This is a genomic window from Paracoccus rhizosphaerae, from assembly GCF_026162645.1.
GTDB classification, from domain to species: domain Bacteria; phylum Pseudomonadota; class Alphaproteobacteria; order Rhodobacterales; family Rhodobacteraceae; genus Paracoccus; species Paracoccus rhizosphaerae.
In genome coordinates this window covers 93382-117291 of sequence record NZ_JAOTBE010000004.1, presented here as the reverse complement: position 1 = coordinate 117291, position 23910 = coordinate 93382, and the positions used below count along the sequence as shown (strand labels likewise).

Here is a 23910-nt window from a genome sequence, read left to right as displayed (position 1 = left end):
CCTATGACCCGTGACGCATTCCAGCGCTTCGGCCTGGTGGCCCTGGCCACGGACATGACGATCGAGGGCGACGCCGCGCGGCTGATGCCGCCCGGTACGCGCCTGCACGTGACCCGCATTGCCTTCGACAACCCCACGACCGAGGAGAACCTGCGCCACACGGGCCCGCGCCTGCGTGCGGCGGTGGACCTGATCGTGCCGGGCGTGGACCTGGCGGGGATCGCCTTCGGTTGCACCTCGGCCTCGGCGGTGCTGGGCGACGACATGGAAGGGCTGGCAGGCGGGCGGGCGCCGGTCACCACGCCGGCGGGGGCGGCGCTGCGGGGTTTTGCCGCCCTGGGCGTTGATCGCGTGGGGCTGATGACGCCCTATCTTGAGGCGACGACGGACCTGGTCGGGGATTACTTCCAGGCCCGCGGCATCGACGTCCTGCGCCGCAGCAGCATGGGCCATGCCGACGACCGCGACATGGCCCGCCTTGGTGCCGCCGAGATCATCGAGATGGCCGAGGAGAGCGACCACCCCGACGCGCAGGCGCTGTTCATGTCCTGCACCGCGCTGCCCGCGCTGGACGTGATCGAGCGGGTCGAGGCGCTGCTGGGAAAGCCAGTCCTGTCGTCGAACCAGGCGCTGTTCTGGGCCATGCTGGACCGCGTGGCCATCCCCTCGGCGGGGCCCGGCGCGCTGTTCCGGTGCCGGACATGGTAAGCCTTGACGACATCCTGGCGGCCCGTGACCGGATCGAGGGGCAGGTGCTGGATACGCCGGTCGCGGGTTCGGCAAACCTGTCGGCGCTGGCGGGCGGGCCGGTCTGGCTGAAATGCGAACACCGCCAGACGACGGGCGCCTTCAAGCTGCGCGGGGCCACGAACGCGGTGGCGCGGCTGGGGGACGTGGCGGGGGTCACCACGGCCTCGACCGGGAACCACGGGCGGGCGCTGGCCCACGCGGCGCGCGCCCTGGGCCTGCCCGCGATCATTTGCATGTCGCGGCTGGTGCCCGCAAACAAGCTGGCCGCGATACGAGATCTGGGGGCCGAGGCGCGCATCGTCGGCGAGAGCCAGGACGACGCCTTCGAGGAGGCCCGCCGCCTGCAGCGCGACGAGGGCTTCGCCCTGATACCGCCATTCGACCACCCCGACGTCATCGCGGGGCAGGGCACACTGGGGCTGGAGATCCTGGACCAGGTGCCTGACGCCGCCGCCATCGCCGTGCCGTTGTCCGGTGGCGGACTGCTGGCCGGCGTCGCTGCGGCTGCCAAGGCGCGGCGTCCAGATATCTGCATCATCGGCATCAGCATGGAACGGGGCGCCGCCATGGCCGCCAGCCTTGCCGCCGGTGAGCCCGTCGAGGTGACCGAGTTGCCGACGCTGGCCGACAGTCTGGGCGGCGGCATCGGCATGGGCAACCGCCTGACATTCCCCATGGTGCGCGACCTGATGGACGACCTGATCCTGCTGACCGAGGACGAGATCGCCGCCGGCCTTCGCCACCTGGCGGGTGAAGGCCATGTCGTCGAGGGCGCCGCCGCCGTCGGTGCCGGTGCGATCCTGGCGGGCAAGCTGCGCAGCGATGGCCCGCTGGTCCTGATCCTGTCCGGCGGCAACATCGACCCCGCGCTTCACGCCAGCCTGCTGGAGACCACATGACGCCGCTGATCCTGTCCGAGTCCGACCTGTGCGACCGCGTGCCCCTGGACCTGACCGCCATCGACGTGGTCGAGGCGGGCTTTCGGCGACTGGCCGAGGGTGGCGTGGTCATGCCCCCGGTCATGTCCATGCACCTGCCCGACGTGAACGGAGAGGTGGACGTCAAGACGGCATTCGTGCCCGGAATCGAGGGCTTTGCGGTCAAGATTTCACCTGGATTCTTCGATAATCCGGCCCTAGGCCTGCCTTCGACATCGGGGATGATGGTGGTGCTTGACGCGCAGACCGGGCGCGTGCGCGCGGTGCTGCTGGACAACGGCTGGCTGACGGATGTGCGGACGGCTGCTGCGGGCGGCGTGGCCGCGCGCTGGCTGTCGCGCCCAGACGCTGCCCGCGTCGCGATCCTGGGGGCGGGGCTTCAGGCGCGGATGCAACTGCAGGCGCTGCGGCTGGTGCGGTCCGTGAACAGCGCCGTGATCTGGGCCCGCGACCTGTCCCGCGCCCAGGCGCTGGCGGATGAGGTCACGGGCATCGACATCCGCGCCACCCCGGACGCCGAGGAGGCCGTGTCGCAGGCCGACATCATCGTGACCACCACGCCCGCCACGCAGCCGATCCTGAAGGCCGGCTGGCTGCGCGACGGCCAGCACGTCACCGCCATGGGCAGCGACCAGCCCGGCAAGAACGAGCTTGATCCCGAATGCCTGGCACGCGCCGACCTCTATGTCGCCGACCGCGCCAGCCAGACCCGCCTGATGGGAGAGCTGCGCGCCGCCATCGAGGCCGGCACCCATTCCGGCAACCATGTCCCCGAGCTTGGCGACATCATCGCCGGAAAACACCCCGGACGCACCGACCGCGACCAGATCACCATCTGCGATCTGACCGGCACGGGCGTCCAGGACACCGCCATCGCCACCCACGCGCTTGCCGCGTTTTCGAAAGCCACCTGAATGCCAGAACTGCAACGGACGCCCGAACGCTTTTCGACCGCGGAATACGAGGAGCGGTTGGCCAAGACGCGCGCCAGCATGGAGAAGCTGGGACTGGACCTGCTGATCGTCAGCGACCCGTCGAACATGGCTTGGCTGACCGGCTATGACGGCTGGTCCTTCTATGTCCACCAATGCGTGATCGTGGGCCCGGCCGGGGCACCCATCTGGTTCGGGCGCGGTCAGGACGCCCAGGGCGCGCTGCGCACCGTTTGGATGAGCGACGACCATATCATCGGCTATCCCGACTATTACGTGCAGTCGGTGGAACGCCACCCGATGGACTACCTCTGGGCGACGCTGGCCGACAAGGGCTGGCACACCGGCTTCATCGGCGTCGAGATGGACAACTACTGGTATTCCGCCAAGGCGCATGAGCGTCTGGTCCACGGCCTGCCCGACGCGCAGATCCTGGATGCGACAGGTCTTGTGAACTGGCAGCGGGCGGTCAAGACGCCCAAGGAACTGCAATACATGCGCAAGGCCGCCCGCATCGTCGAGCGGATGCACCGCCGCATCGCCGACAAGATCGAGGTCGGCATGCGCAAATGCGATCTGGTGGCGGAAATCTATGACAGCGGATTGCGCTATGACGAATGGTCGGGGCATGGCGGCGACTATCCGGCCATCGTGCCGCTGCTGCCGTCCGGGCCTGACGCCGCCGCGCCGCACCTGACCTGGGACGACCTGCCGATGAAGCAGGATGAGGGCACGTTCTTCGAGATCGCCGGCTGTTACCAGCGATACCACGTGCCCCTGTCGCGCACGATCTTCCTGGGCAAGCCGCCTCAGGAGATGCTGGAGGCCGAGAAGGCCGTGCTGGAGGGGATGGAGGCCGGTCTTGCCGCCGCCCGTCCGGGCAACACCTGCGAGGATATCGCCAACGCCTTCTTCACGGTCCTGGACCGTTACGGCATCGTCAAGGACAACCGCACCGGATACCCGATCGGCCTGTCCTATCCGCCCGACTGGGGCGAGCGCACCATGTCCCTGCGCCGCGGCGACCGGACCGAGCTGCGGCCCGGAATGACCTTCCACTTCATGACCGGCCTCTGGATGGAGGGCTGGGGATACGAGACCACGGAATCGCTGGTCATCACCGAGCGCGAGCCGGAGCTGTTCTGTTCCATTCCCCGGCGGATGCTGGTGAAGGCATGAACCCGATCCGGCCCACGATCCCGCTGGACGCCCCCGGCAAGCATCACGGCTTTTTGCGGCTGCCATACAGCCGCAACGACAGCGCCTGGGGCAGCGTGATGATCCCGCTGACGGTGATCGGCAACGGCGACGGTCCGACGGCGCTGCTGACCGGCGGCAACCACGGCGACGAATACGAAGGCCCCATCGCCCTTCAGCAGTTGGCGTGGGAGCTTGAGCCGGACGACATCACGGGCCGGGTCATCATCGCGCCCTATCTAAACTATCCGGCGTTCAAGGCGGGGACGCGGGTCAGCCCGATCGACCAGGTGAACATGAACCGCTGCTTTCCGGGACGCCCGGACGGCACGGTGACGCAGAAGATCGCGCACTTCTTCGACAGCGTGCTGGTGCCGATGGCGGATGTGGTGCTGGACTATCACTCGGGCGGCAAGACGCTGGATTTCCTGCCCTATGCGGCGGCGCACTATCTGGACGACGCCGATCAGCAGGCGGCCTGCGTCGCAGCAATGCAGGCCTTCGGCGCGCCCTGGTCGATGATGATGCGCGAAATCGACGCCGTCGGCATGTTCGACACGGTGGTCGAGGAAAAAGGCAAGGTCTTCGTCACCACCGAACTGGGCGGCGGCGGCACGGCGACGGCGGCGTCCGCACGCATCGCCATCAGCGGCGCGAAGAACGTCCTGCGTCACGCGGGCATCCTGGGCGGAGAGATCGAGCGCAGCGACAGCCGGATGCTGGACATGCCGGGCGACGACTGCTTCCACTTCGCCACCCGCGACGGACTGCTGCACCCTCTGGCCGATCTGGGCGAGCCGGTGGCCGAGGGGCAGCCCATCGCCCGCATCTGGCCTGCCGACCGCACAGGGGTGGCGCCGGTCGAGGTCGTGGCGAACCGCGCGGGCCTGATCGCGGCCCGGCATTTTCCGGGGCTGGTGCAGACCGGCGACTGCCTGGCGGTCATCGCCGTCCCGACTTGACCGCCACCCCCTTGCGCGTCTTCATGCGGGCAAGGGGGCGCCATGATCGACAAGCTGGAAATGTTCCTGGCCGTGGCCAAAGAAGGCCATTTCGGCCGCGCGGCGCAGTCCCTGGGGATCACGCAGCCGACGCTTTCGGCGGGGATCAAGCAGCTTGAGGAGACGCTTGGGGTCCTGCTGATCTTTCGCGGTTCGCGCTATGGTGGCCTTACGCCCGAGGGACAGTCGGCGCTGGTCTGGGCGCGCCGCATCGTCGGCGATACCCGCCAGCTGAAGGACGAGATGCGCGCCACCCGCCACGGCCTGTCGGGGTGCCTGCGGATCGCGGTCGTGCCCACGGCGCTGACCTGGGCCGCCCGCCTGGCCGCGCGGTATGGTGAGGCGCATCCGAATGTCGGGCTGACGATCCTGTCGCGCAGCTCCAGCGCCATCCTGCAGATGATCGAGGATCTGGAGGTCGATGCCGGGATCTCGTATCTCGACAACGAGCCGTTGGGGAAGGTCAGTGCGGTTCCGCTTTACGACGAAAGCTATACGCTGGTTGCGCCGCACGGGCATCCGCTGGCGCAGGGCGGGGCGGTCGCTTGGTCGGCGCTGAACGGCCAGCGGCTGTGCCTGCTGACGCCCGACATGCAGAACCGCCGGATCATCAACCGCCGCTTGGCCGATGCCGGGGTGAACCCGCTGGCGACGGTGGAAAGCAATTCGACCGTGGTGCTGGTGTCTCAGGTGCTGAACGGCGACTGGCTGACGATCCTGCCGCATGACGTGGCGGGGTTTTTGGCGCAGGGCAAGCCGCTGTCGCTGGTGCCGCTGGAAAATGTCGGCCCGGGCCACGCGGTGGGCCTGATCGCACCATGGAGAGAGCCGCACACCCCGGTGCTGGAGGCGCTGCTGACCGAAGCGCGGCGCATGGTTCGATAGAGTTTTTCTATCGAACAACGGAACTGCGATATTGATTTGCGGATGGATTGGCTGTTGTGTGCGGAACCAGACTTTGAAAGGCCAGCCATGCACCATCACGCGCCAGCCCCGTCGGCGGAGGAAATCCGAGATGTCGTCCTGCCCCTGACAGGGCTGGAGGGGCCGCTTCTGCCGATGCTCCATGCCATCCAGGAGGTGTGGGGTCATGTGCCGCAGGCCGCCGTGCCGGTGCTGGCCGATGTGCTGAACCTGGGCCGGGCCGAGGTGCATGGCGTGATCAGCTTCTATCACGATTTCCGCGACCATCCCGCCGGGCGGCGCGTGCTGAAGATCTGCCGGGCCGAGGCCTGCCAGTCGGTCGGCGGTGCGGGCGTGGCGGCGGAGACGCTGGCGCGGCTGGGGGTGGACTGGCACGGCACGACGCCCGACGGCGGCGTGACGGTCGAGCCGGTCTATTGTCTGGGTCTCTGCGCCTGCGGGCCGGCGGCGATGCTGGACGGGCGGGTGATCGGCCGTGTCGATGCCGACCGCCTGACCGCCGAACTGGAGGCTGCGCGATGAAGATCTGGGTTCCCATGGACAGCGCCGCCAAGGCGCTTGGCGCCGATCAGGTGGCCGATGCGCTGGCGCGAGAGGCAAAGGCGCGGGGCTTGGACGTGCAGATCGTCCGCAATGGCACCCGCGGGATGATCTGGCTGGAGCCTCTGGTCGAGGTCGAGACGCCCGAGGGGCGGATGGCGTACGGCCCCCTGTCGCCCGCCGACGTCCCGGCGCTGCTGGATGGCCAGTTGAATGGGCTGGGGCCGGTCGAGGAACTGGACTGGATGCGCCGTCAGACGCGGCTGACATTCGCGCGCTGCGGCGTGATCGATCCGCTGGACCTTGACGACTATGCCGCTCATGGCGGCCTGGCCGGCCTGCGCCGCGCCATCGGCATGAGCCAGGCCGACATTGTGGCCGAGGTGACCGCCAGCGGGTTGCGCGGTCGCGGCGGCGCGGGCTTTCCGACCGGCATCAAGTGGAAGACCGTCAGCGATGCGGTCGCCGACCAGAAGTACATCGTCTGCAACGCCGATGAAGGCGACAGCGGCACCTTCGCGGACCGGATGATCATGGAGGGCGATCCCTTCACCCTGATCGAGGGCATGGCGATTGCCGGCCTGGGGGTCGGCGCGACGCGCGGCTATGTCTACCTGCGCAGCGAATACCCTGACGCGATCCGCGTGATGCAGGCCGCCGTCGTCATCGCCCGCCAGCGTGGCGTGCTGGGACATGACGTCCTGGGCAGCGGTCGCGCCTTCGACATGGAGATCCGCACGGGCGCCGGCGCCTATGTCTGCGGCGAGGAAACCAGTCTTCTGAACAGCCTGGAGGGCAAGCGCGGCACGGTCCGCGCCAAGCCGCCGCTGCCTGCGCTGGAGGGGTTCCTGGGCAAGCCCACGGTGGTCAACAACGTCATCAGCTTGGCGACCGTGCCGGTGATCTTCGAAAAGGGCGCGCAGCATTACGCGGACTTCGGCCTCGGCCGGTCGCGCGGGACGGTGACCCTGCAGATTGCCGGGAACGTGCGACACGGCGGGCTGTTCGAGACGGCCTTCGGCATGACCCTGGGAGAGGTCGTGAACGATATCGGCGGCGGCACGCTGTCCGGGCGTCCGGTCAAGGCGGTGCAGGTGGGCGGTCCGCTTGGGGCCTATATGCCTGTCAGCAAGTTCGACACCCCGATGGGATACGAGGAATTCGACCAGAAGGGCGGCCTTATCGGCCATGCCGGCCTTGTGGTTTTCGACGACACTGCCGATATGCTGCAGATGGCACGCTTCGCGATGGAGTTCTGCGCGGTGGAAAGCTGCGGCAAGTGCACGCCCTGCCGCATCGGCGCCGTGCGGGGGGTTGAGACCATCGACCGCATCGCGGCGGGTGACGCCGCCGCCGCCGATCTGCTGACGGACCTGTGCGAGACGATGAAGGACGGATCGCTCTGCGCGCTTGGCGGGTTCACGCCCTATCCGGTCATGTCCGCCCTGACGCAATTCCCAGATGATTTTGCCACCCATAAGGAGGCAGCGGAATGAAAGACTTCATCATCCCCCAGTTCGCGCCCGGCGCCGAACCCTTCGACGACCGCGACATGGGCACTCCCGCCCGCAGCGGCGCCCCGGTCAGCCTGACCATCGACGGGTTCGAGGTGACGGTGCCCGAAGGCACCTCGGTCATGCGCGCCGCCTTCGAGGCAGGCATCGAGGTTCCGAAGCTGTGCGCCAGCGACAACATGGAGGCCTTCGGCTCCTGTCGGCTGTGCGTGGTCGAGATCGAGGGCCGGCGCGGCACGCCCGCCAGTTGCACCACCCCGGTCACCGAAGGCATGGTGGTCCACACCCAGTCGTCCAAGGTGCGCAAGATCCGCAAGGGCGTGATGGAGCTGTATATCAGCGACCACCCGCTGGACTGCCTGACCTGCGCAGCCAACGGCGACTGTGAACTGCAGGACGCGGCGGGGCAGGTGGGCCTGCGCGATGTCCGCTATACCCCCGGCGACAACCATTTCGACCCCAAGGGCATCGGTGCGCGGTCCCAGTCCGAGGCGCGTCTGCGCGAGGGGCCGGGCAATCCGCAATACCTGCCCAAGGACGACAGCAACCCCTATTTCACTTATGATCCCAGCAAGTGCATCGTCTGTTCGCGCTGCGTGCGCGCCTGCGAGGAGGTGCAGGGGACATTCGCGCTCACCATCGAGGGGCGCGGCTTCGACAGCCGCGTCAGCGCCGGGGCCGGGTTCGACGACTTCCTGTCCAGCGACTGCGTCAGCTGCGGCGCCTGCGTGCAGGCCTGCCCGACGGCGACGCTGCAGGAAAAGTCGGTGGCCGAACTGGGCACACCCACGCGGTGCGTCATCACCACCTGCGCCTATTGCGGCGTCGGGTGCAGCTTCAAGGCCGAGATGAACGGCGACCAGCTGGTCCGCATGGTGCCCTGGAGGCACGGAAAGGCCAATCGCGGCCACAGCTGCGTCAAGGGCCGCTTCGCCTATGGCTATGCGTCCCACAAGGACCGCATCCTGAACCCGATGATCCGCGACACCATCGACGAGCCCTGGCGCGAGGTCAGCTGGGACGAGGCGCTGTCGTTTGCCGCCACGCGGATGAAGGCCATCCAGCAGAAGCATGGGCGGCGGTCGGTGGGCGTCATCACCTCCAGCCGCTGCACGAACGAGGAGACCTATCTGGTCCAGAAGCTGACCCGCGCGGTCTTCGGCAACAACAACACCGACACCTGCGCGCGCGTCTGCCATTCGCCCACCGGCTATGGCCTGGGCAAGACCTTCGGCACCTCGGCGGGCACTCAGGACTTCGATAGCGTCGAACATACCGATGTCGTCCTGATCATCGGCGCGAACCCCACGGACGGGCACCCGGTCTTCGCCAGCCGCCTGAAGAAGCGGCTGCGCCAGGGCGCAAAGCTGATCGTCGTCGATCCGCGCCGGACCGACATCGTCAGATCGGCCCATGTCGAGGCCGCCCATCACCTGCCGCTGCGTCCCGGCACGAATGTCGCCGTGGTCAGCGCGCTGGCCCATGTCATCGTGACCGAGGGCCTGATGGACGAGGCCTATATCCGCGAGGCCTGCGACTGGGACGAGTTCCAGCACTATGCCGAGTTCATCGGCGATCCCCGTCATTCGCCAGAGGCCGTCGAGGGCGTGACCGGCGTTCCGGCAGCCGAGCTGCGCGCGGCGGCGCGGCTGTTCGCGACGGGCGGCAATGGCGCGATCTATTACGGCCTGGGCGTGACCGAGCACAGCCAGGGATCTACCACCGTCATGGCCATCGCAAACCTTGCGATGCTCACCGGCAACATCGGCCGTCCCGGCGTGGGCGTGAACCCGCTGCGCGGCCAGAACAACGTGCAGGGCGCCTGCGACATGGGGTCCTTCCCGCACGAGCTTCCGGGATACCGCCACGTCAAGCTGCCTGATGTCCGCGCGATCTTCGAGAAGGCCTGGGGCGTCGAGATCGACCCCGAGCCGGGCCTGCGCATCCCGAACATGCTGGACGCCGCCGTGGAGGGCACGTTCAAGGGGCTCTACTGCCAGGGCGAAGACATCCTGCAGTCGGACCCCGACACGCATCACGTGGCGGCGGGTCTGAAGGCGATGGAATGCGTCATCGTCCACGACCTGTTCCTGAACGAGACCGCGAACTATGCCCACGTCTTCCTGCCGGGATCGTCCTTCCTTGAAAAGGACGGCACCTTCACCAACGCCGAACGTCGCATCAACCGCGTCCGCAAGGTGATGCAGCCCCGCAACGGATACGAGGACTGGGAGATCACGCAGATGCTGGCCAACGCGATGGGGGCCGGCTGGCGCTATACTCATCCCGCCCAGATCATGGAGGAGATCTCCTCGACCACGCCAAGCTTTACCGGCGTCAGCTATGAGCGGCTGGAAGAGCTGGGAAGCGTGCAGTGGCCCTGCGACGAGAATGCGCCGGAGGGTACGCCCATCATGCACGTGAACGGGTTCCAGGCCGGCCGTGGCCGCTTCATCATCACCGAGTACGTGGCGACCGAGGAACGGACCGGCCCGCGCTTCCCGCTGCTGCTGACGACCGGGCGCATCCTGTCGCAGTACAACGTGGGCGCGCAGACCCGTCGGACCGAGAACACCGTCTGGCACGAGGAGGACGTCCTCGAGATCCATCCTCACGACGCCGAGGTTCGGGGCGTGACGGAGGGCGACTGGGTGCGGCTGGCCAGCCGGACCGGAGAGACGACGCTGCGGGCGGTGCTTACCGACCGGGTGTCGCCGGGCGTGGTCTATACGACCTTCCACCATCCGGCGACGCAGGCCAACGTGGTGACGACCGACTTCTCGGACTGGGCGACGAACTGTCCGGAATACAAGGTCACCGCCGTTCAGGTCAGCCCGTCGAACGGGCCCTCGGACTGGCAGGAGCGTTACAACGAGCAGGCGGAGCGGTCGCGGCGGATCCTGTCGGCCGCGGAATAGCCGATGAGCCTGCCGCCGCCAGTCCAGTCCGTGGACGCCATGCACCACCGCACGGGCAGTCGCGTCGCCGTGAAGCGCGCGCTGCCCGAGGAAACGCCGGTGGCGATGGTCTATGCCGGATCGACCCAGGCCGTCATGATGGCGACGCCGTCGGATCTTCAGGATTTCGCGGTCGGATTTTCTCTGACCGAAGGGATCGTGACCGACCCGTCTCAGATCGAGCGGCTGGAGGTTCTGGACCACGCCAAGGGCGTTGAGGCGCAGATGTGGCTGAGCGAGGATCGCGCCGAGGCGCTGGCCGCGCGGCGGCGGTTCATGGCCGGGCCGGTCGGCTGCGGGCTCTGCGGGATCGACAGCCTGGACGAGGCGGTGCGTGCCCTGCCGGACCTGTCGACCGTGCGCCCTGCGCTGACGCCCGAGCGGGTCGCGCAAGCGGCCGAGGATCTGCGCGGCTGGCAGCCCCTGCACGACCGCACGCGGGCGGTCCATGCGGCGGGCTTTCTGCTGCCGGGGCAGGGGATCGTCCTCGCGCGCGAGGATGTCGGCCGCCACAACGCGCTGGACAAGCTGATCGGCGCGATAGCGCGGCAGGGGCTCGCCGCCCGCGATGGTGCCTTCGTCCTGACCAGCCGGGTCTCGGTCGAGATGGTACAGAAATGCGCCATGGCCGGGTCCGCCGTCCTGATCGCCGTCTCGGCACCCACCGCCCATGCCCTGCGGCTGGCCGAGGGTGCCGGCATCACGCTGGCCGCCTTCGCCCGCGGTGAGGGTTTCGATCTGTTCTGCCACCCCGAACGGCTGCGCGCCGAGGTATCCGATGTCGCCTGAAAAGATGGTCATGATGGCCAACCAGATTGCCACCTTCTTCGACAGCCAGCCCGGCGATGCGCCCGACAAGATCGCCGACCACCTGCGCGACTTTTGGGAACCGCGAATGCGGGCGCAGCTGCTGACCTATCTGGAAACCGGCGGCAAGGGGCTGAAGCCCTCGGCCGAGGAGGCCGCGCGCCGGCTCTGATGCAACCGAACGGCCGGTTCGGGGGTTGCCTGCGGGAAACGACAGGCAGGGCAGGCCTTTCATGCAGCAACAGAAATTCGATCTGGGCAGCGCCCGGGTCTGCGTCATCATGAATCGCGGTTCGGGCAAGAAGAAGCACCGCGCCATTGTCGACGAGTTGGAAAAGCGTCTGAAGCCCGCCTGCGGCAGCTTCGAGTTGCGCCAGAGCGTCAAGGGCAGCGACCTTCCGGGGCTGGCGCGCCAGGTTGCGAGCGAAGGCTTCGATCTGGTCGTCGCCGCGGGCGGTGACGGCACGCAGTCCGCGGTGGCTGGCGCGCTGGCCGGGACCAATGTCGTCATGGGCGTGCTGCCGGGCGGGACCTTCAACTATTTCGCCAGGGACCTGGGCGTCGGTGAGACCATCGAGGACGCGCTCGACACGCTTCTGGATGCGCGGGTCGACCGGGTCGACGTTGGCGACATGAACGACCTGATCTTCCTCAACAATGTCAGTCTGGGCGCCTATCCGCAGATCCTGAAGACGCGAGAGGGGATCTACAAGCGTTGGGGGCGGTCGCGGGTGGCGGCCTATTGGTCGGTGCTTGTGGCGCTGCGCCGGCTGCGCAGCCCGATGCGGCTGGTCGCGCGGGTCGATGGCCAGGAACGGCACTTCGAAAGCGCGCTGGTCTTCGTGGCCCGCAGCGCCTACCAGATGGACAGCTTCGGCCTTGAAGGGGCGGACGCCATCCGCGACGGCAAGTTCGCCGTCCTGATCGCCAAGGCCCTGCAGCCGCTGCCGCTGATGCGCTCGGCCCTGCGGCTGGCCTTCGGTCACAGCGCAAAGAACGACGATTTCGACCTGATCCTGTCCGACCACCTGCAGATCGAGACGCCCAAGCGGCGGCAGCTGGTGGCCCATGACGGCGAAAAGACCGTGCTGACCAGCCCGTTCCGTCTGCAGGTCCGCCACGGCGGTCTGCGCGTGCTTCTGCCGGCTGATGGGGTCAGCAAGACCGCCGACGTGAAGGACTGACCCGATGACAAGGCTTCTTCACCTGTCGGACCTGCATTTCGGCTTTCACCGCGAGGCCCTGGTCGAGCCGCTTCTGGCGCGTATCGCCGAGGCGCGGCCGGACATCGTGGTCGTGACGGGTGACATGACCCACCGCGCGCGCCGCGGCCAGATGGCGATGGCGCGGGCCTTCCTGGACCGGATCGAGGCGCCGATGCTGATGGTGCCGGGCAACCACGACATCCCCGCCTTCAACCCGCTGGCCCGGCTGCTCAGGCCCTTCGCGGCCTATCGCCGAAGCTTTGGCAGGCCGCTCGAGACGATGCGGCAGGCCCGCGACGTGCGGGTGCTGGGCATCAACAGCACCGACCCCTACAGCTGGCAGCGCGGCAAGTTCCGCAAGGGCGAGATCAGGCGGCTGATCAGGGGGCTGGACCTTGACGCCGTCAACGTCATCGCCCTGCATCATCCCTTGGAGCAGCTGCCGCAGATGGACAAGCAACCCGCCCGCCGCGCCGATGAAGCCATGTCCAGGCTGCAGGCCGCCGGCGTCCGCATCGCGTTGTCGGGGCACCTGCACCGCTTCAACGTCGACGCGCTGATTGATACCGGCAGGTGGCCCGGTGTGCTGCAACTGCAGGCCGGCACCGCGCTCTGCGCCCGGATCAGCGACGGACAGAACGAATACGCGGTCCTGGACATCGACGGCGACAGCCTACGGCTTGAACGCCACGTCGCCCCCATGTCCGCCGAAGGCTTTCTGGAGCCAGAGGTCGCTCGCTATCAGCGCATCGACGGCGCCTGGCAGCGCGCCTGACCGAGGAACCGCCAGCACCGGCAGGCTGTCGCGCGCTCCATCTCCGTGTGGTGTGCCGACATCTGCGGATTGACGAATAGGGTTCAGGGAACGATCGCCGCAGCCGCGAAGCAGGTCCGTCGCGTGGACGGCGCCCGGCGCCATGTGGCAAGGACCGCTGATGAAGCCAGCAACAACCCCTGATTCAGTCGGGACGTCTGGCGAACGGTCTTGCGCCATGCGCCACGGCTTTGTAGACGCGTTCCACTTCCGGATGCCGAGTCCGATTGCGGAGGACGAGGATGATCGCGCAGACAGCGGGACGCATCGGACGCGGGCCTGGCGCCTGTGCTCTCGGGTGCCGCACCGCGCTGCCTTGCTGGGAATGCCGTCGGAGGGAGGGGCAGGATGGCGCCGCGCGAACCTGATCACGTGACCATCGCCGCTGACAAGCTCTGCTTCGACGCCTCGGGGCGGAGGATCCTGTCAGACATCACTCTCCACAGCTCGGCCCGGCGGATCGGGGTCGTCGGGCGCAACGGCTCTGGCAAGAGCACGCTGGCGCGGCTCGTCGCGGGGCTGCTGCGCCCGAGCGGCGGCAGCCTGCGCGTCGCCGGGCACGACATGTTCCGCGACAGGAAGGCTGCGCTACGCACGGTGGGGGTGATGTTCCAGAACCCTGAGCATCAGATCATCTTCCCGACGGTGCGCGAAGAGATGGCCTTCGGGCTGCGGCAGATGGGCCAAGGCAAGGCGGATGCCGCCGCGACCGTGCTGCAGGTCCTGGACCGCTTCGGCAAGTCGCACTGGATCGATGCCGTGGTCGATCAGCTGTCGCACGGGCAGAAACATCTGCTCTGCATGATGTCGGTTCTGGCCATGAGGCCGCGCCTGCTGATCCTGGACGAACCCTTCGCCGGACTGGACATTCCGACGCGCCTGCAGCTGCGACGCCACCTGGCCCTGGCCGATGTGGCCGTGCTGCACGTGACCCATGACCCGGATGACCTGCAGGGTTATGATGAGGTGTTCTGGCTGGACCAGGGGCGGCTGAGGGCCGTCGGACCTGCCGACACGATGCTGAGTGAGTTTGCCGCGGACATGCGTCGCCAGGGGGCAGCCGATGATCTCTCTCGTCTCGCCGGTTAGGACCCGCGCCCACCGCTGGCCTGCGGGGGGCAAGCTGCTGGCCGTCTGCATCGCGACGACGCTGCTGTTTCCCGTCCAGGACATCGCGGTGCAGCTTGCGGCGGCTGCGGTGGTGGGGCTGCTTTATGCGCTGCCGGGGCGGGTGTTCCTGAAGGCGGGGCTGCGGTCGCTGAGGCCGCTTCTGCCCTTCGTGGTGATCCTTCTGCTCTGGCATGCCGTCACCCGCGACGTGGGGGACGGGGTCCGTATTGTCTTGCGCATGGTCACGCTGGTCGCGCTGGCGAACCTGGTCACGATGACGACGACCCTGGCCGAAATGATGGACGTGCTGCACCGTGTGCTGGGACCCCTGCGCCGCCTGGGCATGCGGACCGACCGGATCGAGATCGGGGTCGCGCTGGTCGTGCGCTTCACACCGGTGCTGGTCGCCAGGGCCTCGGCGCTGTCGCTGGCCTGGCGCGCGCGGTCCCTGCGCCGGCCCGGCTGGCGGTTGATGGTGCCACTTGTGCTTTCGGCTTTCGAAGAGGCCGATCACGTTGCCGACGCGCTCCGTGCGCGCAGTCTTCTGGAGTAGGATGGAAAACATGGAAAGAGGCGTTGCCCATGTGGCGCTGTTTGCCGCGCTGATCGCGGCCCTGGGGGTCGTGCCCCCGATCACCCTGGGGTTCGGCGTGCCGATCACGGCGCAGACGCTTGGCGTGATGCTGGCGGGTGCCGCCCTTGGCGCAAGGCGCGGCGCGGCGGCCGCGACGCTGTTCGTCGTCCTGGTCCTCATGGGCCTGCCGTTGCTGTCGGGCGGTCGCGGCGGGTTGGGCGTCCTGGCCGGGCCGACCGTCGGCTTCTTTCTGGGCATGATCCCGGCGGCAGCGGTTACCGGGTTCTGCGTCGAGCGTCTGCCGATCCGCAACGCCGGCCTCGCGGCTGGCCTTGGCGCCTTCATCGGCGGTGTCGTGGTACTTTACACCTTCGGGATCGTCGGCATGTCGGTCGTTCTGGAGCGGACGCTGTCCGAGGCGTTCGTCCTGTCGCTGGTCTTCGTCCCCGGCGACATCCTGAAGGCCGCCATCACTGGCTTGCTGGTCGCGGCACTTGCGAAGACGCGTCCCCAGGCGATCGCATGGAACCGCGCGCACCGGGGGTGAGTGGCGGTTCGGGCACCGGGCATTCGAGGACCTTGAGCCGGTTTCGTCACCCGTGACCCCGGCGGTCGGTGCCATAGGATGCAGACGCGCTGGTGGCGGCGCGTCTGTGGGCTTTTGTCGGTGCCGCTAGTTCACCATATAGCGCCCATCGATCCCGCCTACCAGGACGGCGCCACATGCCGAATCGCTCCCCGCTTCGGGTTCCGCTGTTCGGAAGTGATTCGGCAGATCCGGCAACAGGAACCTTCGTTTATAGCCTGAGTTGCGGGCCTCAAAAGGCCTTCCACCCGCGGTTGCGGCCGTGGCCGCATCGGCGTCGAAAACTGTAGGAAGGGCGGCCCAATCGGGCCGTGGGGGCTGGAAACAAGCGCGAACTGGGCTCACCATCAAGCCCATGGCTCAACCGGGCAGCCGGACATGGCTTAGTGTTCTTATTGAAAGTTTCCAAATTGACAGACATGTGGAATGGCGCGCCGATCGCGGATGGCAGCCGGTTCGATGCGATCGTCGTAGGCGCCGGAGCGGCCGGTGGAGTTGCGGCGGCACGGTTGTGCGAGGCGGGGCTCAACGTCGCGATATTCGAGGCCGGGTCGGCCGGAACCCCTCAGGTCAATCCCGTCACCAGATCGCTGACGGCCCTGGCCCGGTTCCTGGACAAGGTCGGCGCCGAGCGGCGGCTTCCTCCCAAGGTCGCGCGCCTGGGCGAACGTGTCTTCCGCCGGCTGGGGCGGGTCCGGCAGCCCGTCCAGTCGGGGCTGTTCGCCTGGGCGATGGCCCCCGACATCCTGGTCGACGACCGCGACTGTCCCTATGAGACCGAGCCGGGCACCAGGTTCAGCTGGTTCCGGTCGCGCCGCCCGGGCGGGCGCATGCTGGTTCCGGGACATGGCCGGCAGTATTACCGGCTTGCCGGGATGACGGCGCAGGACCGCAGCGGCAGCGGGATCGACTGGCCGTTCGGACTGAACGACCTCGATGACTGGTACGGCTGGGTCGAGGACAGGCTGCAGCTGAAGGGCGGGGCGCATCAGCCGTCCGGCGCGCGGGGCAGCAGGCTGGCCGAAACCCTGCAGCCCACGGGGTCCGAGCAGACCTTCATGGACATCATCCGCGCCCGGTGGCCCGAGGCAAGGCCAGTCCTCGGCACGTTCGCGCCGCCCTTGCCATGGCTGGACAAGGCCGCCGCCACCGGGCGCCTGACCTGCCAGGCGGATGCCGTCGTGCGGCGCGTCCTGAAGAACCCTGGCGGGGCCGCCGAGGGGGTCGAATGGATCGACAGCCGCACGGGCAGCGTCCGCCGCGCCCATGCGCCCATCGTGTTCCTCTGCGCCTCGGCGATCGAGAGCACGCGCCTTCTGATGCTGTCCCGCATGCCCTCCGCGGGTTCGGGAACGGGCACCGGCTCGCCTGCGCTTGGCCGCTACCTGATGGATCACGCGGTGATGAGCGGGCACGGCTTCTGCGCCAGGCTTGACGATGTCCTGCCCGAACAGTCCGAACCCGGCCGCTGCATCCACATCCCCCCGCACGAAACCTTGGGCGGCTCGATCGGGGTGCAAATCCATATCCACCCCAGGCCCGGCGGCGGGGCGCGTGTGGACATCGTCTCGTTCGCCGAGATGCTGCCGGACGAAGGGAACCGGGTCACCCTGTCACCGTCGCGGCGGGACCGGCACGGCATGCTGGTGCCGGTGATCCGCTTCCAGCATTCTGATCGGCAGCACGAGATGGCGCAGCGCCAAGCCGCGATCATCCGCGACCTCGCCCGTGACCTGGGCCTGTCGGGGCTGGTCGTGAACAACGAACTGTCGCCGGGCGGGACCAGCGTCCACGAATGCGGAACGGCCCGGATGGGGACGGACCCCGCCACCTCGGTCCTCGATCAGAACAACGAATGCTGGGACGTTCCGGGTCTTTTCGTGACGGACGCTGCCTCGTTCCCGCGGCAGCATGTCCACAACCCGACGCTGACCATCATGGCGCTGACCGCGCGCGCCGCCGCACTTGCGGCCGCGCGCCATGACGAGTCGACGGAACGTCCGGCGGACGCTGCCTGGGCGGCCGGCGATCAGCCCGCGCGGGCCAGCTTTCGGGCGATCAGGGCCATGAGCGGGGTGGGGTAACGCAGCCCCAGCGTCACGATGCAGGTCCTGTCCAGGATATCCAGCGTGCGGGCGCACATGTCGGGCGTATAGTTGATCTCGCGCTTGGCCCAGGCCCAGGGGTTCATCTTGGGGTGGAACGTGCGCTTCTGCAGGATCGGCTCCCAGTTGGTGTAGAGGTGCTTCGAGCTGTCGCGCAGCCGGTTGTGAACGCCGCGCCGGCCCGTCAGCTCGATTGCCTTCTCGCGCGTCGGCGCCAGGATCGACAGGCTGACGGCCGAACCGGGGTCGTTGTGCGGTGTGACGGTGAACTCGTCGCTTTGCGACAGGATATCGGCCAGAACGGCGCGCCGCTTCTGCATCCGGCGCAGCATCGGGACGACCTTGCGCAGCTGGACCCTCAGCATGGCGCCGTCGATCTCGGTCACCTTGAAGTTCATCCCCACGAACTCGGGCTCGTTCAGGCGGTCGCCGTGCTGGCGCACCAGCGAGCCCAGGTCGTGATAGCTTCGGGCGCGGATGAAATACCGCTCGTCGTTGGTCAGGACGGCGCCGCCTTCGCCGATGTTCATGTTCTTCATCTTGTTGAAGCTGAAGGTGCCCAGGTCGCCGATCGCCCCGCAGTGGCGGTCCTTGTAGGGCACGCCGACGGCCTGGCAGGAATCCTCGATGACGATCAGGCCATGTTCCTTGGCGATGGACATGATCGCGTCCATGTCGCAGGGCGCGTTGACCATGTGGACCGGGATGATCGCGCGGGTATAGGGCGTGATCTTCGCGCGGATGTCCTCGGGGTCGATGGTCAGGGTCTCGTTGATGTCGACAAGCACCGGAACGGCGCCGACCTGCACGGGCGCGGCGGCCGTCGCCATCCAGGTATAGGCCGGGACCAAGACCTCGTCGCCCGGACCGATGCCGGCCGCGGCCAGCGCCGCGACAAGAGCGCTGGAGCCAGAGTTGACGGCCAGCACATGGCTGGCCCCGACCGTCTGACCCAGTTCCTTTTCGAACCGGGAGGTCAGGTTCGCGCCCGGATCATAGCGCAACAGGTGACCGCTGGCGATCGCGCGTCCGGCCGCGATCCATTCTCTCAGGCCGACATCTGGCACGGTTTGCTCCTATGGCAGGTGGTACAGGACGGCGCGCGACCTGTGTCCGTTCTGGCACCCCGGAAGGGGCGTTGCAGCCAGCAGTAACCGCAAACTTGGCCGAGTAAAGCGCATTTCATGCGCCGCCCGCCGCTTCAGCAGTGGTGCAGCACCAGCGGACGGCCTCGATGTTCGCCGATCTGGATGGGCGTGTCGTAAAGGTCCGACAGCAGGTCTTCCGTCAGGACCGATCCTGCAGGTCCCTGCGCCACGACGCGGCCATTCTTCATCGCGATCACGTGATCGGCCCAGGCCGCGGCATAGTTGATCTCGTGCACGACCATGCCGACGCTGCGGCCGCCATCCACCATTGCTCGAAGCCTGCGCATCAGGGCGCGGGCGTGGGCCATGTCGAGGTTGTTCAACGGCTCGTCCAGCAGCAGCCAGTCGGTGTCTTGGGCGACCGCCATGGCGATATGCGCGCGCTGCGCCTGGCCGCCCGACACCTCGTCGAGGAAGCGCCCGGCCAGCGGTGTCAGTGCGAACGCGTCCAGCGCCTCTGTCACCTTGGCGCGGTCGACGGAGCCGGGGCGGCCCTTGTGGTGCGGCCAGCGGCCGAAGGCCACCAGCTCGGACAGGCGCAGGCGGCTGGCAATTGCGGTCTGCTGCCCCAGGATCGCCATGACCCTGGCCAGCCTGTCCGTAGGAGTCGTCGCCACGTCGTGGCCCGCCACGGTAATGCGCCCGGCCTGCAGCGGCTCCAGCCGGCCAACCAGCCGTAGCAGCGTGGACTTGCCAGCGCCGTTCGGACCAATCAGCGCGGTCAACTTGCCCTGCGGCAGCCGGGTCGAGATGTCGTGCAGGATCGGCGCGCCGCCGATCCGGTGGCTGACGCCGTCGATCTGAATCATCTGATGCGCCCCTTCAGCAGCAGGAACAGGAAGAACAGGCCGCCCGCGAACTCGACGACGACCGACAGTGTTGCGGCCTGGCTCAGCAGCCGCTCGAACAGCCACTGACCGCCGACCAGCAGGATGGCGCCAGAGAGGCCGGCGGCGGGCAGCAGCAGGGCGTGGCGCGACGTGCGCATCAGCCCGTGCGCCAGGCCCGCCAGGATCAGGCCGAAGAACGCCACCGGCCCCACCAGCGCGGTCGAAACCGACACCAGCACCGCCACCAGCGTCAGCACAGCCAGCACCGCTGCCCGATGTCGTAGCCCCAAGGACACCGCCGGGTCGCGCCCCAGGGCCAGCACGTCCAGAATCGCCGACATGCGCCATGCCGCTGCAACGGCCAGCGCGGTCGCCGCGACCGCCCATGGCAGAAGCGTCACGTCCACGCGGTTGAAGCTGGCGAAGCTGACCGACTGGACGACGGCGAATTCGTTCGGGTCCAGCACCCGCCCCAGGAACCCCGACACCGACCGGAAGAGGACGCCCAGGATCACCCCGGTCAGGATCATCTTCGGCAGATCCCGCGCCCCCTTCAGCAGCAGCGTGCCGAACAGCAGGGCGGCCAGCGCCGTCATGGCCGCGACCTCGGCCGTGAACTTGGCGGCGGGGGGCAGTCCCACGAAGCCTGCGCCGCCCAGGGCGACGACTAGCCCGCTCTGCAACAGGACATAGAGCGCATCGAACCCCATGATCGACGGCGTCAGCACCCGGTTCGCCGCCACCGTCTGGAACAGGATCGTGGAGACGCCGCCGGCCACCGCCACGGTGACCAGTGCCGCCAGCTTCGCGCCGCGCAGGCCCAGCAGGAAGCTGCGGTTGCCCTGGCCCAGCCCCTGGAACATCCACAGCGCCGCGACCGCCGCCAGCAGCAGCGCCATGCCGCCCAGCATTGCCGCATCGCGCGACAGTCGCGGCCGAGGGTCAAGGCCGGCGCCGGCGAAGCCGCTATCCATGCGCGGGCCTGCGGTGCAGCAGCCACAGGAACAGGACAGCGCCCAGGATGCCCAGGATCAGCCCGGCAGGAACCTCATAGGGGCGGATCACCAGCCGGCCCGCCAGATCGCAGGCCAGGACCAGAACCGCCCCCGCCAGCGCCACCACCGGCAGCGAGGTCCGCAGGTTGTCACCCATGATCCGCGCGACCAGGTTCGGCACCACAAGGCCCACGAAGGGGATCATGCCAACGGTCGTCACGACCATCGCCGTCACGATCGACACCACCGCCAGCCCCAGTCGCATGACCGCCGCGGTCGACAGGCCCAGCCCCGTCGCGACCCCGTCGCCCAGCCCCAGGATCGCGAAACGGTCGGCCGAGAACCACGCCAGCGCCGCCGCGATGCCTGCGAACCACAACAGCTCGTACCGGCCCGAGATGACGCCCGAGAACTCTCCGCTCATCAGCCAGGTGCCGACATATTGCATCAGGTCGCTCTGCCAGCCGACGAAGGTGACGACCGAACCCAGAACACCCGACAGGACCAGCCCGGCGATGGGGACCAGCATCACCTCGCGCACGGGCAGGCGGCGGACAACGGCCAGGAACAGCGCCGTGGTCGCCATCGCCGCCGCGCTGGCCGCGATCATGCGCAGCCACAGTGGGCTTGCCGGCCAAAGGATCGTGACCGCCAAGAGGCCCAGGGCGGCGCCCTCGGCGGTGCCGGACGTGTCCGGGCCGACAAAGCGGTTCCTGACCAGCGCCTGGATCAGCACGCCCGCCACCGACAGCGCCGCCCCGGTCAGCACGACGGCCACCGTCCGCGGCAGCCGCGATTCCAGCACGACCAGCATGGCCCGGTGATCGCTCAGGATCGTGCGCAGATCGACCTGCGCCGCGCCGACGCTCACGCTGACCAGCATTAGCGCCAGAAGCGCCGCACCGAGGACGGGCAGCGGGCGCATCAGCTGGACGAGGCGTCCGTGAAGGCCTGCGTCAACCGGTCGATGGTGCCGGTCAGCGACGTGAACCCGCCGGCCGAGATATAGGTCGAGGCCGGGTCCAGCATGATCACCTGGCCCTGCTGCCAGGCGGTGGTGCCGGCGACCAGATCGGATTTCAGCGTCTCGGCCGCAGCCTGACCCTCGGCCCCGATCGCGGCGGTGCGGTCCAGGACCAGAAGCCAGTCGGGATCGGCCTCTGCGATGAATTCGTGGCTGATCGCCTGCCCGTGGCTGGCGTCGTCAAGGCCGGGCACGGCCTCGGCCAAGCCGGTCGTCTCGAAGATCCAGCCAAAACGCGAACCCTTGCCATAGGTCGACATCTTCGGCCCATTGGTCATCACGACCAGCGCCGTGTCGTCAGGATCGACCGCCGCGCGCAGCGCCGCAAGCTTGTCGTCCAGCGTCTCGGACAGCCGCGCGGCCTCGGCGTCTTTCGCGAACAGCTTGCCATAGGCATCGATCCGCGCGCGGGCGTCGCCGACCAGATCGGTCCCGATGGTCATGTCGATGGCGGGGGCCACCTGCTTGACAGCCTGAAGCTGCGCCGACGACCGCCCGCCCACGATCACCAGATCCGGCGCCAGCCCCGCCAGCGCCTCGAGGTCCGGCTCGAAGAGCGTGCCGACGGCCGCAGCGCCCGGCGCGGCATCCTGCAGCGCGGGCACGAGGATGCGGTCAATCGTGCCGGTGGGCGTCACGCCAAGCGCGGCCAGCGTGTCAAGCGCCGCCATGTCGTAGACCGCCACCGACTGCGGATCGGCCGGAAGCGCGACCTCGCCCTGCGCGGTCTCGATCACCACCTGATCGGCAAGCGCCGCAGAGGCCGGAAGGGCCGCCAGAAGACCGGCCAGCACGATGTCACGCATGTTTCTCTCCTTCGGATCATCCGTCGGGCGCCGTTGCACCCTGTGCAGTCCGGCTCTTAGCGGACCGACAATCCGAGGACAATAATTCCCATGCTTTTTTGTCGGGAAAAAAGTCGGCGGTGGGCGTGATTGGCGGAACGGCACATGCGAAAGGGGCAGGCCCTAGGCCTGCCCCTGTAGTTCGCATCGATGGTCGCAGATCAGTTCTTTGGCGACGTTTCTTCGGCCGGCGTGTCGACGGGACCCTCGGTCGGACCGTCGGCCTCGGTCGCCGTGTCCGCCTGGCTTCCGGAGGCGGAGTCCGTGTTGCTCTGGTCCTCGGGAGCGGTGCCCATGTCGCTCTGGCCGCCGGACGTGGCGTCCATGCTGCCTTGGGTCTGCGCATCCTCCATCGGCTCGCCGTTCGGGCCATAAAGGACGACGTCGGCCCCCTCGCGCAGGCTGGTGCGCAGCTCGGTCATCTGCTGCTGGCGAAGGTGCTGCTCGATCTGCGGGCGCACCTCCTCAAGCGGCGGGAAGTCCTCGCCGCCCTGGGCCTTGGCCTCGTCATAGTATTGCTGCACGGCCTCGTCGGTGACGGCGTCAGCGGTTTCGCGCTCCAGCCAGACCTGGACCATGGCGTTGGACTGGGCGTCCTGCATGGTCTGTTCGACCAGCTGCGTCACCTCGGGGTCCTCGGCCAGGTTCTGGCTCTGCGCCTCCTGCAGGATCAGCTCTCGCAGGATCAGCTGTTCAAGCGCCAGCGGGATCAGCATCTGCGGCGGCTGCGCCTGCACCTGCGGGGGCAGCTGGGCGATGGCGGCCACCACGTCCTCGCCACGGATATCGGTGCCGCCGACGGTGGCCACGACCTGATCTGGGGCAGGGGCGGCCATCGGATCGCCGGCGGTCGTGCCGTCAGGGGCGGCCTGCGGGGCCATATCGGCGGACTGGCTGCTGTCCCCGGTCGTCTGGCCGCTGTCGGCGGTCTGCGCGAAGGCCGGCGCGGCAGCGATGGGCAGGGCAAGGGCCGCGGCCAGCGCGACGCTGTGCAGGTTGCGGTTCGTCATGAACATGTCGATCTCCTTTCCAGGGTCCTGGTCCGGATAACGGATGCCGCGGCGGTCTGTTCCCCGCGCGGCACCTCTCATCCGGTCACGAATGGGCTAGCGGC

Annotated in this window: 23 protein-coding genes; 17 read left to right on the top strand and 6 right to left on the bottom strand. The window is 68.3% G+C overall.

Going from position 1 to position 23910, the window contains the following annotated elements; all coding sequences use genetic code 11:
• The first annotated feature begins 3 nt into the window (after positions 1-3).
• The 17 genes from OC184_RS03375 to OC184_RS03295 all read left to right on the top strand — a co-directional run bounded on the left by OC184_RS03375 (position 4) and on the right by OC184_RS03295 (position 17933).
• Positions 4-708 (top strand): maleate cis-trans isomerase family protein, encoded by a 705-nt coding sequence (locus OC184_RS03375; protein ID WP_265505781.1) that lies wholly within the window; start codon positions 4-6, stop codon positions 706-708.
• Positions 702-1649 carry a hydroxyectoine utilization dehydratase EutB gene (gene eutB / locus OC184_RS03370; protein ID WP_265505780.1) on the top strand — a complete coding sequence of 316 codons (948 nt, stop codon included), beginning with the start codon at positions 702-704 and terminating at the stop codon, positions 1647-1649. Before OC184_RS03375 ends, eutB begins: the two co-directional genes overlap by 7 nt.
• Entirely contained in the window at positions 1646-2602 is a 957-nt protein-coding gene (locus OC184_RS03365; protein WP_265505779.1) for a cyclodeaminase, read from the top strand. The genes eutB and OC184_RS03365 overlap by 4 nt, the downstream gene beginning before the upstream one ends.
• Entirely contained in the window at positions 2603-3799 is a 1197-nt protein-coding gene (gene doeA, locus OC184_RS03360; protein ID WP_265505778.1) for an ectoine hydrolase DoeA, read from the top strand.
• A complete protein-coding gene (gene doeB / locus OC184_RS03355; protein ID WP_265505777.1) occupies positions 3796-4779 on the top strand; it encodes a N(2)-acetyl-L-2,4-diaminobutanoate deacetylase DoeB in 984 nt (327 codons plus the stop codon). Before doeA ends, doeB begins: the two co-directional genes overlap by 4 nt.
• 42 nt (positions 4780-4821) lie before the next feature.
• Positions 4822-5703 carry a LysR family transcriptional regulator gene (locus OC184_RS03350; protein WP_265505776.1) on the top strand — a complete coding sequence of 294 codons (882 nt, stop codon included), beginning with the start codon at positions 4822-4824 and terminating at the stop codon, positions 5701-5703.
• An 87-nt stretch (positions 5704-5790) separates the two neighbouring features.
• The gene (locus OC184_RS03345; RefSeq protein ID WP_265505775.1) at positions 5791-6264 is read left to right on the top strand and encodes a formate dehydrogenase subunit gamma; all 474 of its coding nucleotides are present in this window, start codon (positions 5791-5793) and stop codon (positions 6262-6264) included.
• Positions 6261-7778: a formate dehydrogenase beta subunit gene (locus OC184_RS03340; RefSeq protein ID WP_265505774.1), complete on the top strand. Its 1518-nt coding sequence runs from the start codon at positions 6261-6263 to the stop codon at positions 7776-7778. Before OC184_RS03345 ends, OC184_RS03340 begins: the two co-directional genes overlap by 4 nt.
• Positions 7775-10714, top strand: coding sequence for a formate dehydrogenase subunit alpha (gene fdhF, locus OC184_RS03335; protein ID WP_265505773.1), 2940 nt, complete (start codon positions 7775-7777; stop codon positions 10712-10714). Before OC184_RS03340 ends, fdhF begins: the two co-directional genes overlap by 4 nt.
• 3 nt (positions 10715-10717) lie before the next feature.
• The gene (gene fdhD / locus OC184_RS03330) at positions 10718-11542 is read left to right on the top strand and encodes a formate dehydrogenase accessory sulfurtransferase FdhD (RefSeq protein WP_378926612.1); all 825 of its coding nucleotides are present in this window, start codon (positions 10718-10720) and stop codon (positions 11540-11542) included.
• Positions 11532-11732: a formate dehydrogenase subunit delta gene (locus tag OC184_RS03325; RefSeq protein WP_265505772.1), complete on the top strand. Its 201-nt coding sequence runs from the start codon at positions 11532-11534 to the stop codon at positions 11730-11732. The genes fdhD and OC184_RS03325 overlap by 11 nt, the downstream gene beginning before the upstream one ends.
• Before the next feature lie 61 nt (positions 11733-11793).
• Positions 11794-12744, top strand: a complete 951-nt coding sequence (locus tag OC184_RS03320) for a diacylglycerol/lipid kinase family protein (RefSeq protein ID WP_265505771.1) — start codon at positions 11794-11796, stop codon at positions 12742-12744.
• 4 nt (positions 12745-12748) lie between these two features.
• Positions 12749-13540 carry a metallophosphoesterase family protein gene (locus OC184_RS03315; protein ID WP_265505770.1) on the top strand — a complete coding sequence of 264 codons (792 nt, stop codon included), beginning with the start codon at positions 12749-12751 and terminating at the stop codon, positions 13538-13540.
• A gap of 387 nt (positions 13541-13927) precedes the next feature.
• Positions 13928-14668 (top strand): energy-coupling factor ABC transporter ATP-binding protein, encoded by a 741-nt coding sequence (locus OC184_RS03310; protein ID WP_265505769.1) that lies wholly within the window; start codon positions 13928-13930, stop codon positions 14666-14668.
• The gene (locus tag OC184_RS03305; protein ID WP_265505768.1) at positions 14643-15242 is read left to right on the top strand and encodes an energy-coupling factor transporter transmembrane component T family protein; all 600 of its coding nucleotides are present in this window, start codon (positions 14643-14645) and stop codon (positions 15240-15242) included. The genes OC184_RS03310 and OC184_RS03305 overlap by 26 nt, the downstream gene beginning before the upstream one ends.
• Positions 15243-15252: 10 nt before the next feature.
• Positions 15253-15810: a biotin transporter BioY gene (locus OC184_RS03300; protein WP_265505767.1), complete on the top strand. Its 558-nt coding sequence runs from the start codon at positions 15253-15255 to the stop codon at positions 15808-15810.
• Positions 15811-16268: 458 nt separating this feature from the next.
• Positions 16269-17933: a GMC oxidoreductase gene (locus OC184_RS03295; RefSeq protein WP_265505796.1), complete on the top strand. Its 1665-nt coding sequence runs from the start codon at positions 16269-16271 to the stop codon at positions 17931-17933.
• On the opposite strand, the gene OC184_RS03290 is transcribed toward OC184_RS03295, so the two are convergent.
• The 6 genes from OC184_RS03290 to OC184_RS03265 form a co-directional block, all read right to left on the bottom strand.
• A complete protein-coding gene (locus OC184_RS03290; protein ID WP_265505766.1) occupies positions 17879-19021 on the bottom strand; it encodes a DegT/DnrJ/EryC1/StrS family aminotransferase in 1143 nt (380 codons plus the stop codon). The two genes, OC184_RS03295 and OC184_RS03290, sit on opposite strands and share 55 nt — an antisense overlap.
• 134 nt (positions 19022-19155) lie before the next feature.
• Positions 19156-19911, bottom strand: coding sequence for an iron ABC transporter ATP-binding protein (locus OC184_RS03285; RefSeq protein ID WP_265505765.1), 756 nt, complete (start codon positions 19909-19911; stop codon positions 19156-19158).
• Positions 19908-20831 carry an iron chelate uptake ABC transporter family permease subunit gene (locus OC184_RS03280; RefSeq protein WP_265505795.1) on the bottom strand — a complete coding sequence of 308 codons (924 nt, stop codon included), beginning with the start codon at positions 20829-20831 and terminating at the stop codon, positions 19908-19910. The genes OC184_RS03285 and OC184_RS03280 overlap by 4 nt, the downstream gene beginning before the upstream one ends.
• Before the next feature lie 67 nt (positions 20832-20898).
• A complete protein-coding gene (locus tag OC184_RS03275; RefSeq protein WP_265505764.1) occupies positions 20899-21852 on the bottom strand; it encodes an ABC transporter permease in 954 nt (317 codons plus the stop codon).
• Positions 21852-22757, bottom strand: a complete 906-nt coding sequence (locus tag OC184_RS03270; RefSeq protein WP_265505763.1) for a siderophore ABC transporter substrate-binding protein — start codon at positions 22755-22757, stop codon at positions 21852-21854. The genes OC184_RS03275 and OC184_RS03270 overlap by 1 nt, the downstream gene beginning before the upstream one ends.
• Positions 22758-22957: 200 nt before the next feature.
• Positions 22958-23812, bottom strand: coding sequence for a hypothetical protein (locus OC184_RS03265; RefSeq protein ID WP_265505762.1), 855 nt, complete (start codon positions 23810-23812; stop codon positions 22958-22960).
• Positions 23813-23910 lie beyond the last annotated feature (98 nt).

Excerpts from the sequence above, each read along its gene's own strand:
- OC184_RS03375 (WP_265505781.1), top strand. The coding sequence starts at position 4 with ATGACCCGTGACGCATTCCAGCGCTTCGGCCTGGTGGCCCTGGCCACG.
- OC184_RS03350 (WP_265505776.1), top strand. The coding sequence starts at position 4,822 with ATGATCGACAAGCTGGAAATGTTCCTGGCCGTGGCCAAAGAAGGCCAT.
- fdhF (WP_265505773.1), top strand. The coding sequence starts at position 7,775 with ATGAAAGACTTCATCATCCCCCAGTTCGCGCCCGGCGCCGAACCCTTC.
- eutB (WP_265505780.1), top strand. The coding sequence starts at position 702 with ATGGTAAGCCTTGACGACATCCTGGCGGCCCGTGACCGGATCGAGGGG.
- OC184_RS03295 (WP_265505796.1), top strand. The coding sequence starts at position 16,269 with ATGTGGAATGGCGCGCCGATCGCGGATGGCAGCCGGTTCGATGCGATC.
- OC184_RS03300 (WP_265505767.1), top strand. The coding sequence starts at position 15,253 with ATGGAAAGAGGCGTTGCCCATGTGGCGCTGTTTGCCGCGCTGATCGCG.
- fdhD (WP_378926612.1), top strand. The coding sequence starts at position 10,718 with ATGAGCCTGCCGCCGCCAGTCCAGTCCGTGGACGCCATGCACCACCGC.
- OC184_RS03315 (WP_265505770.1), top strand. The coding sequence starts at position 12,749 with ATGACAAGGCTTCTTCACCTGTCGGACCTGCATTTCGGCTTTCACCGC.
- OC184_RS03285 (WP_265505765.1), bottom strand. The coding sequence starts at position 19,911 with ATGATTCAGATCGACGGCGTCAGCCACCGGATCGGCGGCGCGCCGATC.
- OC184_RS03280 (WP_265505795.1), bottom strand. The coding sequence starts at position 20,831 with ATGGCGCTGCTGCTGGCGGCGGTCGCGGCGCTGTGGATGTTCCAGGGG.
- OC184_RS03320 (WP_265505771.1), top strand. The coding sequence starts at position 11,794 with ATGCAGCAACAGAAATTCGATCTGGGCAGCGCCCGGGTCTGCGTCATC.
- OC184_RS03345 (WP_265505775.1), top strand. The coding sequence starts at position 5,791 with ATGCACCATCACGCGCCAGCCCCGTCGGCGGAGGAAATCCGAGATGTC.
- doeB (WP_265505777.1), top strand. The coding sequence starts at position 3,796 with ATGAACCCGATCCGGCCCACGATCCCGCTGGACGCCCCCGGCAAGCAT.
- OC184_RS03275 (WP_265505764.1), bottom strand. The coding sequence starts at position 21,852 with ATGCGCCCGCTGCCCGTCCTCGGTGCGGCGCTTCTGGCGCTAATGCTG.
- OC184_RS03305 (WP_265505768.1), top strand. The coding sequence starts at position 14,643 with ATGATCTCTCTCGTCTCGCCGGTTAGGACCCGCGCCCACCGCTGGCCT.
- doeA (WP_265505778.1), top strand. The coding sequence starts at position 2,603 with ATGCCAGAACTGCAACGGACGCCCGAACGCTTTTCGACCGCGGAATAC.
- OC184_RS03340 (WP_265505774.1), top strand. The coding sequence starts at position 6,261 with ATGAAGATCTGGGTTCCCATGGACAGCGCCGCCAAGGCGCTTGGCGCC.
- OC184_RS03325 (WP_265505772.1), top strand. The coding sequence starts at position 11,532 with ATGTCGCCTGAAAAGATGGTCATGATGGCCAACCAGATTGCCACCTTC.
- OC184_RS03265 (WP_265505762.1), bottom strand. The coding sequence starts at position 23,812 with ATGTTCATGACGAACCGCAACCTGCACAGCGTCGCGCTGGCCGCGGCC.
- OC184_RS03310 (WP_265505769.1), top strand. The coding sequence starts at position 13,928 with ATGGCGCCGCGCGAACCTGATCACGTGACCATCGCCGCTGACAAGCTC.
- OC184_RS03365 (WP_265505779.1), top strand. The coding sequence starts at position 1,646 with ATGACGCCGCTGATCCTGTCCGAGTCCGACCTGTGCGACCGCGTGCCC.
- OC184_RS03270 (WP_265505763.1), bottom strand. The coding sequence starts at position 22,757 with ATGCGTGACATCGTGCTGGCCGGTCTTCTGGCGGCCCTTCCGGCCTCT.